The 10,239-nt window shown below is 55.2% G+C and carries 8 protein-coding genes; 7 read left to right on the top strand and 1 reads right to left on the bottom strand.

Annotated elements, in window-relative coordinates; genetic code table 11:
* Positions 1–129 precede the first annotated feature (129 nt).
* The 3 genes from C4520_02205 (at position 130) to C4520_02215 (ending at position 4,528) form a co-directional block, all read left to right on the top strand.
* On the top strand, positions 130–807 hold the full coding sequence (locus tag C4520_02205) for a MarC family protein (GenBank protein ID RJP25578.1): 678 nt from the start codon (positions 130–132) through the stop codon (positions 805–807).
* A 3-nt stretch (positions 808–810) separates the two neighbouring features.
* On the top strand, positions 811–2,124 hold the full coding sequence (locus tag C4520_02210) for an arsenic transporter (protein ID RJP25579.1): 1,314 nt from the start codon (positions 811–813) through the stop codon (positions 2,122–2,124).
* Between the two features lie 61 nt (positions 2,125–2,185).
* Positions 2,186–4,528, top strand: coding sequence for a hypothetical protein (locus C4520_02215; protein RJP25580.1), 2,343 nt, complete (start codon positions 2,186–2,188; stop codon positions 4,526–4,528).
* Here the strand turns inward: C4520_02215 and C4520_02220 are convergent.
* On the bottom strand, positions 4,489–5,769 hold the full coding sequence (locus C4520_02220) for a hypothetical protein (protein RJP25581.1): 1,281 nt from the start codon (positions 5,767–5,769) through the stop codon (positions 4,489–4,491). The two genes, C4520_02215 and C4520_02220, sit on opposite strands and share 40 nt — an antisense overlap.
* Positions 5,770–5,990: 221 nt before the next feature.
* Here C4520_02220 and C4520_02225 point away from each other — a divergent pair, with 221 nt between their 5' ends.
* From C4520_02225 to C4520_02240, 4 genes are all read left to right on the top strand, one after another.
* Entirely contained in the window at positions 5,991–7,172 is a 1,182-nt protein-coding gene (locus tag C4520_02225) for a 2-phosphoglycerate kinase (GenBank protein ID RJP25582.1), read from the top strand.
* Positions 7,169–8,542: a 2,3-diphosphoglycerate synthetase gene (locus C4520_02230; protein ID RJP25583.1), complete on the top strand. Its 1,374-nt coding sequence runs from the start codon at positions 7,169–7,171 to the stop codon at positions 8,540–8,542. Before C4520_02225 ends, C4520_02230 begins: the two co-directional genes overlap by 4 nt.
* Complete coding sequence (locus C4520_02235) at positions 8,539–9,792, top strand: 2,3-bisphosphoglycerate-independent phosphoglycerate mutase (GenBank protein RJP25584.1); 1,254 nt, start codon at positions 8,539–8,541, stop codon at positions 9,790–9,792. The genes C4520_02230 and C4520_02235 overlap by 4 nt, the downstream gene beginning before the upstream one ends.
* Positions 9,793–9,796: 4 nt before the next feature.
* A partial coding sequence (locus C4520_02240; GenBank protein ID RJP25585.1) for a CBS domain-containing protein occupies positions 9,797–10,239 on the top strand: 443 nt, incomplete at its 3' end.

A 10,239-nucleotide genomic window follows, 5' to 3' on the forward strand; every position in this document is an offset into this window, starting at 1 on the left:
ATTCCCACAACGCCTACTACTGCTGATTCGCTTCGCACCTTTAAAGACAAAGACCAAAGAAAAGAGCATTTTACAGAAATTTCTTGACATTACTGAAGAGGTCTACTTTGATTGACACTATTTTGGCGGTTGGCCTATAATATCGTATTCCAACTCCTCAACGTAACTTTCACTCCTGGGTGCGAAATGGCTGATACTTTCTTTCTTGACAGTATATATCCGGCGCTGATTCCTTATATCCACAGCTTCATTCCCATGTTTGTGGCTATTGATGCAATTGGGATAATTCCGTTGTATAGTTCATATACAGTTGGACTGTCGGACGAGGTTCGACGAAGGGTGGCGATGCAGGCGATAGTCACGGCGTTTCTCATAGCTCTCGCCTTTCTTTTCGTTGGGAGAACAATATTCCTGCTGCTCGGGATAACGGTGGCTGATTTCCAGATCGCCGGTGGCATTTTGCTTTTTGTTCTTGCAGTTATCGATCTGGTGGCGAGAGAGAAGCCGGAGCGCATGCCGGCGGCGGAAATCGGTGTCGTACCCATTGGAACGCCCTTGATCGTCGGGCCGGCTGTATTGACCGTTTTGATCATAACGTCCGATTTATATGGAATCATGCCGACAATGATAAGTATCCTGCTGAACTTGGCAATAGTGGCGGCGGTCATCTTGAACGCCAACAGGATTCTTGGTTTTATTGGAGAAGGGGGCGCGCGCGGTGTAGCAAAAGTTGTCAGTCTCCTGCTGGGCGCAATCGGCGTGATGATGGTTCGCCGCGGAATTCTTGCCGTTCTTGGTCTCGATTAGCAAATTGAGAAGGAGATTTCCCTCCGGAAGTTCCGGGATATTACCTTGGCATTTTCCAGATCAGCTGCTTTAATCATCTTTCTGCTTACTTATATCGGGCTGGTGTTTTTGCCGCGGCGAAGAATGCAGGCGGCGGTGGCCGGCGCCGGTGCTCTCATGCTCCTTGGAGTGGTTTCCCCTTTTGAAGCCTTTCGGTTGATTAACTGGAACGTGATGGGGATTTTCTGGGGGACCCTGGTGGTCGCTGAACTTTTCATGGCCTCGAACACGCCTGCCTATTTAGCGGAACTTGTTGTGGCGAAGTCGCGAAACGTTGTGTGGGCCACGCTCGCCATTTGCGCGTTAACCTCGCTTATATCGGCCTTTGTCGAGAATGTGGCAACCGTCCTCATCGTTGCGCCCGTTGCGCTGGCTATTACAGGTCGGCTCCATATTTCCCCCGTGCCGGTCATCATAGGGTTGGCGGTCAGCTCAAATCTTCAAGGAGCGGCAACATTGATTGGAGATCCTCCAAGCATGCTTTTGGGTGGATTCGCAAAAATGACGTTCAATGATTTCTTTGTGTACGAAGGGAAACCGAGCATCTTTTTTGCCGTACAGCTTGGAGCGATCGCATCCTTTTTCACTCTGTACCTGATCTTCAGGAATATGCGGCAACCGATCCAAATTGAGCGGACCCAGGAAATTCAGATGTGGACGCCCCCGATCATGCTGGTGCTGCTGATCGTGCTGCTGGCTCTTTCGTCGCTGATCGACCCGGGCTTCTCTTCACTGGCCGGCATCATTTGCGTGGCTTTCGGCGTCTTTGGGTTTATATGGTACCGAGTGGCTCATCGAGGCAACATTGTGAATCTCTTTACCGCCCTCGACTGGCAGACGACGTTCTTCCTGATGGGTGTCTTCGTGGTTGTGGGAGGAATCACCCACGTCGGATGGATAGATGATATCACCGTGCTGTTTTCTCGAATCTCAGGAGACAACACTTTTCTTGCCTATTCGCTCCTCGTGTGGATATCGGTGATCTTCTCCGCTTTCATCGACAACGTCCCTTACCTTCTCGCGATGCTGCCGGTGGCCCAGGGACTGGCGGGGGAGTTGGGGACATCCGATACGTTACTGATGTTCGGACTTCTGATCGGAGCAAGCCTCGGCGGAAATATCACCCCCATCGGAGCTTCGGCAAATATTGTCGGCGTCGGCATCCTCTCAAAACGAGGCCATCATGTCAGTCTGCGCGAATTCGCCAGGATCGGAGTCCCCTTCACTCTTGTGGCCACATTTTTCGCATACATCTTCATCTGGTTCATCTGGAAATGAGCACGAGAAAGGTTCCGTTCTCACGATGTGGTCAGTTCATGTGAATTTCCTATGATATGAGATGATACCAAGTCGTTCCTCAGAAAGAATGAAGCTGCCGCTCTTGCTGCTTGCGCTGGGATTTACTTCCATGGTGTCGCAGGTTCTGCTGATGCGCGAGCTGGTCGTTGTTTTTTACGGCAACGAGTTGTCGCTCGGGATCATGCTTGGCAGTTGGCTGTTCTGGGTCGGCACGGGAAGTTATTCGGGCGGCATCATCCTTCCGCGCGCGCGCTCAATGAGTCGCTTCAGCGCCGTTGCGCTCCTTCAGGTGCTGCTGGGTCTTCTGAGTTTTGCCACGTTTCTGGCGCTCCGGATGCTGCCGCTGATACTCCGGCAGGAAACAGCGGGGGAAGTCATCGGCTACGTTCCCATCGCGATCACAAGCTTCTTGTTGCTGGCCCCGCTGTGCCTGCTTCTTGGATTCCTGTTCACGCTGTTTTGCCATTTGCACGACGGGGAGGAGCCGGTTACATCGATCGGCAGAGTCTATTTTTTTGAAGGACTGGGCGCCGCCGCCGGTGGAATCATATTCGCTCTCGTTCTCGTGCGCTTTCTTGATCCGGTGACAATCGTTTTCCTGCTGTTCATCATGAATTTGGCCGCCGCCGCTTTTACACTTGCGCTTATTTCGAGACCTGTTCTTTCGGCGACGCTTCTCTGTATCCTTTTCCTCGCGGTATCCGGGAGCGCGTTTTTCGGAATCATTGGAACCGTGAAAGAGCGAAGCCTTGCATGGCTGTGGCGGGGGCTGCATGTCGTCGATTCCGGTGACTCGATTTACGGCAATGTGACGTATATAGAGCGTGAGGGACAGAGAGCACTGTATGAAAACGGGCTGCTGATTGCCTCTCACCCAGACCAATTTTCGGCCGAAGAGGCTGTGCATTTTGCCCTTCTCGAACATGCGAAGCCGAAGCGGGTACTGTTGATCGGCGGGGGCGCGAGCGGCAGTGTAGATGAAATCCTCAAGCATTCGGTTGACCATGTCGACTATGTCGAGCTCGATCCGCTCATCATCGAGATGATTACACGATATTTTCCGCCGGATGCTCGAAGGGGTCTGGAAGACCCAAGAGTGACGATCCACAATATCGACGGCCGGCTCTTCATCAATCGAACGCGGGAAAGCTATGACGTCATCATTATCAATCTGCCCGACCCATATACGGCCCAGTTGAACCGATTCTACACCGACTCATTCTTTCGGACGTGCGCGGCCAGATTGAAGCCGGGCGGGGTTCTCTCGTTTCGGCTCAGTTCGGCGGAAAATTATATTTCTCCCGAACTGCAGCAATTCATTGGGTGCATGTATCGGACCCTGCGCGAGGTATTTCCGGAAGTGAAGGTGATTCCCGGGGAAACCAATGTTTTCATTGCCGCAGCCGCTCCCAACACGTTGACCCTGGACGCGCACGCGCTTATCCGGCGCCTTTCGGAGCGGGCGATTCAGCAGCAGGTGCTCTTTGTAAGGGAATACTATCTGCCGCACCGGCTGTCGGAAGACCGCCTTCAGATGCTTGCAGCGGCGCTCTCTGTCGAGGTCTCCAGGCGGAATACCGATCTGGCGCCGGTATGTTATTTCTATGATGCTGTTTTGTGGAGCAAACAGTTCAAGGATTTCTCGAGCAGCGTCCTGGTGTGGTTCTCGAAAATTCCGCCCGCTATTCTGCTGGCGGCAGTAGCCGTCTTTTTTGCCGGCGCAGCGTTTGTCCAGATGAGAGCGCCGCGGTTCTGGGGTCCGAAATCGATTCTTGTGGCCGTGGGCACAACGGGATTTGCGGAGATCACTGTCGAGGTGGTTACGCTTCTGGGTTTCCAGGCGATCCATGGATATGTTTATCACAAGATCGCAATTATCATCACCTTCTTCATGGTGGGATTGGCTTTGGGCGCGGCGTCGGCTATTCGCTATGTGAGGGCAAAGCGTTCCCATGCTCTGCCGTTTCTCGTAGTGCAAGGAACGGTATGCCTTTATCCGCTTCTCTTATTGGGGGCGCTTGTTATCATGACGGGCGGCGGTGCAAGTTCGTTTTTTGGCCGGGCGCAGTCGGTACAGGCCGCCGTTGTCTTTCCGGCGCTTGCTTTTGCGGCCGGGTTGATTGGCGGACTGCAGTTCCCGCTTGCGAACGCGCTGTGGCTCGCTGAAGTTCCGGGCACGGCCCGTGCGGCGGGATTCACTTATGGGGTAGACCTTTTTGGCTCGTGCGCCGGCGCGTTTCTGGCTGCGGGTCTACTCATCCCTGTCTTCGGGATTCCGTTCGCCTGCGGCGCGGCATCGCTCTTAAACGCCGGCAGCTTTATCCTCGTATTCCTGAAAATTCGTCAAGGCTTTAAAGGTGTGTCACCGCTCAGTCTCCGGTAATCCTGCCCCGTCTTGTGGGCGACACACTGGTAGCAGGAGAAATCCGCGTCGTCTCCGCCCGGGAAACAGTCGTACATGCCGGACTGCTGCATGATGAGGTGCCTTTTCCAACCCAATTCGAGGTAAAATTCGGTCGAAGGCAATTCCATCCCCTCGTATCTTGTGCCCCTCGCCTTGGTCAAAAACCCGAAAATAGGAACGATGGCGTGATCGACCAGAAACTCGTATGCCCGCATGTGGGATTCCACTGCATCTGATTCGTGGGGCGATCCGTTCGGGGAAAGCAACTCGACGCCTGCAACGAAATTGGTGGCAACTTGTCCGGGACCGAAAATATCGACGGCTGCTTTCAAGCGCCTGATCCATTCTTTCTTGCCTACCGCTTTTGTCTTGCCGGGAACAACTTCCTCCCAGAGACGGTCTTCCCACACCTCCAGGTTCGGCTGGACCCGATCGGCGCCGGCTTCCTTCAGCAGGAGCCAGCCTTTTTCGTCGAATGCCTGGCAGACGGCGGTGATTCTGGTTTTCGGTCCAAGAGCTTTTCTTAATGCGGCTATCGTCTTCGCATAGGATTTGGCTTCGAGTTCGGTCTTGATGAAAGAGCCGCCGGATACGACGGCGTGGCGAATCTTGATTTCTTTTGCGGCGAGCGTGCAGGCTTCGATGGTCTTTTTCTGGTTCTGCGGAATGAAATCGGAGATATCCGAGAGCGTGAGCCCTGCCATCATATTTCCGAGGATACAGAAAGCGCACTGGTCGCGGTTCTTCGAGTACTCGCAGAAGAGTGAATGCACGATTGCGATGCAATTCTCGGTCCTTTGTCCGAGAAAATCGGAAACAGCCGATCCGTCGGATAAAGTGGTTTGAAAAGTGGGGCGCGCGGGCGAGGAGACTTCGGTTATCGGATTCTTGCCGCGGAACAAGACATATCTATGGTTCCCCTGCTTTCGGACGAAATAGGGGCTCTTCTTGTCGAGTTCGAGGTTTACGCGAGTACCATCGGGCAGGGTCAACTGGTTAGGGGCCGCCAGTACTTCATTCGCCGCTTCGTCCGCAGGGATATCCTCCCGGCTGAGAAAAGCGTTTGTCGGAATCGCCCATAATGCCACCTCAGCAAGGTCCGCTGTAAAACGCAGACCCTCCCTCAGCACGTCCGCTTTCAGGATGATACTGTCGGGCGTCTCCGCAAACCGATCTTTCAGTCTCTGCAAATGTAAATCAAACTGCATCTTGCCCATCATGCCTCCGCTCCATGGATTTGCCACTCGCCTTTGCTCCGGTCCAGGCAACGATCTCACTTTACTTTTTTCCGAAGGCTGTGTCAATCCGCTGCGAGCGGCCGAAACGGGGGAGAGTGATCAAGCTCAAATTGTTCGCTTTTGTTGGTGTCCCCGTTTTTGACAGCATTTTTGGCCTGTGCTAGACTTAAAGAGGAATCCTTGGTAAAAGGAGCATTTTTTTTGTGAGCGCGCAGAAAAACATGTACCCGATGGTGGTCAGCAAGAGCCTGAGTTTCCCGTTTTCGAAGGGGATTCTGTCGCAGGCGCTGATCGCGATCGGAATGAAGCCGAACGAGGCTTACAAGGTGGCCGAGAAGATTGAGGCACGGCTGCTCAAGCGCAAGTCGCCTCGCATCGAGAAGGATCAGCTTAAGCGCGTGGTTTACAATGAACTGCGACGCGAACACGGGCCTGATCTCGCGAAAAAGTATCTGGAATGGAAGAAGATCACGTCTTCGCTCGTGGTGAAAGAAGGAAGTTCCGGAGTTCCGTTCTCGAAAGGGATTTTGTCGCAATCGTTGCAGGCGGCGGGGATAGAACCGAATATCTCGCATTCGCTGGCCGTCACCATTGAGAAAACGCTGCTTCGCCGGGAGAGTCTGGAGGTGACGCGAACGGAGTTGCGGGACCTCACCGTCGGGACTCTGCGCAGGAAGTACGGGTCGGCCTATGCCAATCGATATCTGCTGTGGCGGCGGCTGAAGAAGCCCGCGCGTCCCCTCATCATCCTGATCGGCGGCACAGCCGGAACCGGCAAGTCCACAATCGGGGTGGAACTCGCGCACCGGCTCGGGATCACCCGGGTCATCTCGACCGATTCGGTTCGCGAGGTCATGCGGATCATGTTTTCCACCGAGTTAATGCCCACGATTCACAAGTCTTCCTTCGATGCCTGGCGGGCTTATGACTGGCCAAGGGGCATCAAGGATGACGTCGTTATTGCCGCCTTCATGGAACAGGCCTTGCGCGTGTCGGCTGGTGTATACGCTCTGATGGATCGCGCCTTGAACGAAAAAATCAGCACAATTCTCGACGGCGTTCATCTTGTGCCGGGCTTCATAAAGCGCGATTACGGCGGCGATGCGCTCGTGTGCAAACTCGTCATTACGACAGAGGACGAGGACGTTCATCGCGAACGTTTTCTTATTCGCAGCGAGCAGACTTCCACTCGCAGCGCTGACAAGTACCTGAAGAACTTTGAGGCGATCAGAAGAATTCAGGATTTCATTGTGTTACAGGCGCACATGCACGGCGTGCCCGTTTTCGACAACGAAAGCTTCGACCAGACCGTGACCACTATCGTCAAATACCTTACGGACTTGATCAAGAACCACGATAGAACGTACCTTCATATGGCGAAATGAAAGCGTTATTCCTCATCGACGGAGAGCACTATATCCCTGTTAATCGAGACGGCATTTCTTCGGTGGCGCGCAGCCGCGGGTATGAGGCTACGGCGGCCGCATTTATCGGAGGCATGGAGAAGATCGGGACGCCGGAGGATTTGAAAGCGCTGGGGCTGCCCGTCACCATCGAGAAGGACCCGTTTACAGCCATAACGGCGGCAATCGAACGGCACCGGCCGGACATCGTTGTCGACTTGAGCGACGAGCCGGTCGTCAGCAGCCGCAGGCGCTTCGAGTTCGCCAATTTGATCATTTCACACGACATCCCGTATGAGGGCGCCGATTTTCGATTCGACCCCCCGCGGTATGAAACCGTGTGCAAGAAGCCCTCGCTTTCTGTGGGCGGCACAGGCAAGCGCGTGGGCAAGACGGCGCTGGCCGCATTCGTCGCCCGCGCCTTGAACGGGCAAGAGAATGTTCGAGCGTCGTTTACTCCGTGCATCGTCACCATGGGGCGCGGCGGCCCTCCTCAGCCGGAGGTGATCGAAGGCGGGAAAATCCGGCTGACGCCGGAGCATCTGCTGGCGGAAAGCAGGAGAGGCAAGCATGCGGCAAGCGACCACTATGAGGACGCCCTGATGACGCGGCTGACCACCGTCGGATGCCGCAGATGCGGCGGCGGTTTTTCGGGGGTGGTCTTTGTTTCGGTCGTTCCGGAAGGCGCGAAGGTGGCGAATGAACTGCCGTGCGATTTCATTGTGTTCGAGGGCAGCGGTGCGTCCATGCCCCCCGTTGCGACGGATGCGTGGATCATGGCGGTCGGCGCGAACCAGGCGATCGAATACATCACCGGCTATATGGGGCCGTATCGCATTCGTAAGAGCGACCTGTGCGTCCTGACCATGTGCGAGGAGCCGTTGGCCGATAAACAGAAGATCGCCGAAATGGAAGCCGCCATCTACCGGGTGAATCCTTCGATCCGGCTCGTGAAAACCATCTTCCGGCCGAAGCCGCTCGAGGAAATCGGGGGAGAGAGGGTTGTCCTTACGACGACCGCGCCGCCGGCTGCCGGAGAGAAGATCCGCGAGAGTCTGGAGCGGGAATACCGGTGCGATGTAGTGGCCATGAGTCATCATCTTTCACATCGACCGAAGCTGCGGGAGGATCTTGCCGCGGTTCTCGCGACAGAGAAGCCTACTGTCCTGTTGACGGAAGTAAAAGCAGCCGCGATCGACGTCGTCACTGCGATCGGCCTTGAGGCCGGCCTGCGCGTCGTATACGCGGATAATATACCGATTCCGTTGGAAGGCGAACCCGACCTGTCTGAATCGGTCCTTCATGTGGCCCATTCGGCTGTTCAACGATTTACCGCGAAGGAAGCCAGATGAAAACGACTCGCAAAGCGATCATGTTGATTATCGACGGTCTCGGCGACAGGCCAATCAAAGAACTGGGGAATCTCACGCCTCTCGAAGCCGCAGACACTCCTTGCTTTGATCGTTTGGCCAGGGAGGGGATCACCGGATTGATGGACCCTCTGTCGCCCGGCATTCGAGTTGGAACCGATGTAGGGCATCTGGCGCTGTTCGGGTACAACCCGCTCAAGGTGTATTGGGGACGCGGGCCGATCGAGGCTTCCGGCGTGGGAATCTCGCTCAAGCCCGGCGATGTCGCCTTCCGATGCAATTTCGCGACAGTGAATGATAATCTCATTGTCATCGACCGGCGGGCCGGACGCATCCGCCATACAGAGGCATTGGCCGCCGCTCTGAATGGTATTCCTCTCGGAAACGGGGTGCGCGCCGTTTTTCGCCCGGCCACCGAGCACAGGGCGGTTCTGGTGTTGAGCGGCGAGCGACTCTCGGCCGAGGTGACCGATTCCGATCCGGGCCCGTCGAGTGAGGGGGAACCTCTCCGGGAGGTAAGGCCGAAACGGCCGGGCCAGCCGCTGGCGGAGAAGACGGCTCATTTGGTGAACGAATTCGTCCGGAAATCTCATGAAATCCTGCAGAGCCACGAAATCAATCGCGAGCGCGTGAGAAAGGGATTGCTTCCGGCCAATATCGTTATCACGCGAGGGGCCGGCATGGCAGTAAAGATGCGCAGTATTGCCGAGCGGTTCGATATCAAAGGAAGCTGCATCACGGGGGAAAGCACGGTGGTCGGAATCGCGCAGATGGCGGGCTTCAAAGTTCTCACGAATGAGAAGCTCACGGCGAATATCGATACCGATCTGGAGGAAAAGGCGCGCCTCGCCGTCGAGGCTTTGAAGGAGACTGACCTTGTCGTGATTCACGTCAAGGCCGCCGATTTGATGGCTCACGATAACAAACCGAGGGAAAAACTGGCTTTCATCGAGCGTACCGATGGAATGCTTCAAACAATACTTAACGAAGTCGAACACCCCAACGAAACCTACGTGGCGATTACCGCAGATCATTCCACCCCCTGCTCGATCGGCGAACACAGCGCCGATCCTGTTCCCGTGTTGATCCACGGAGAAGGCGTTCTTGCGGATTCGGTTGAAGCATACGGCGAGCGGGCATGCGCGCGCGGGGGGCTCTGCCGAATCAGGGCCAACGATTTTCTGCTTTCGCTGCTCGACCTGATGGGAGCCACGTATCGGTTCGGAAGCTGACGGTATGCTTCTGGCAAAAGACATAATGACGCGCGACGTCATCACGATCCATTATTCAGCCTCGATTCGAGATCTGTCCAAGCTTCTTTCCGAGAGAGGGATCACGGGCGTGCCGGTAACGGATGAGAATAACCGGCTGCTCGGCATGATTTCGATGCGGGATGTAATCCGGGAGGAGGTTCGCCGGCTCGGGGCATCTTTCGACTATCAGGATATCCACGAACTATTTTCGGCTGCGCTCGCAACCGAAGAGAGTGAGGCTCCGGGGCCCCAGCTTTGGGTCGAGGAGATCATGTCGAGAAACCTGTACACGGCAACTGAAACGACGCCGGTGTGCGAGATCTGCCGTTTGACTCATTTTCGACAGTTTGAAAAATTAAGCTATTTTGTATCAAGAACTTACAGAGACAGAAAAAGCTCTAGGCACTACATTTTCTCTGGCTCTCT

This window comes from Candidatus Abyssobacteria bacterium SURF_5, from assembly GCA_003598085.1.
Classification (GTDB): domain Bacteria; phylum Abyssobacteria; class SURF-5; order SURF-5; family SURF-5; genus SURF-5.

What these genes read in the sequence shown, in the direction of transcription:
- C4520_02215 (RJP25580.1), top strand. Translation starts at nt 2,186, where the DNA reads ATGATACCAAGTCGTTCCTCAGAAAGAATGAAGCTGCCGCTCTTGCTG.
- C4520_02220 (RJP25581.1), bottom strand. Translation starts at nt 5,769, where the DNA reads ATGATGGGCAAGATGCAGTTTGATTTACATTTGCAGAGACTGAAAGAT.
- C4520_02230 (RJP25583.1), top strand. Translation starts at nt 7,169, where the DNA reads ATGAAAGCGTTATTCCTCATCGACGGAGAGCACTATATCCCTGTTAAT.
- C4520_02235 (RJP25584.1), top strand. Translation starts at nt 8,539, where the DNA reads ATGAAAACGACTCGCAAAGCGATCATGTTGATTATCGACGGTCTCGGC.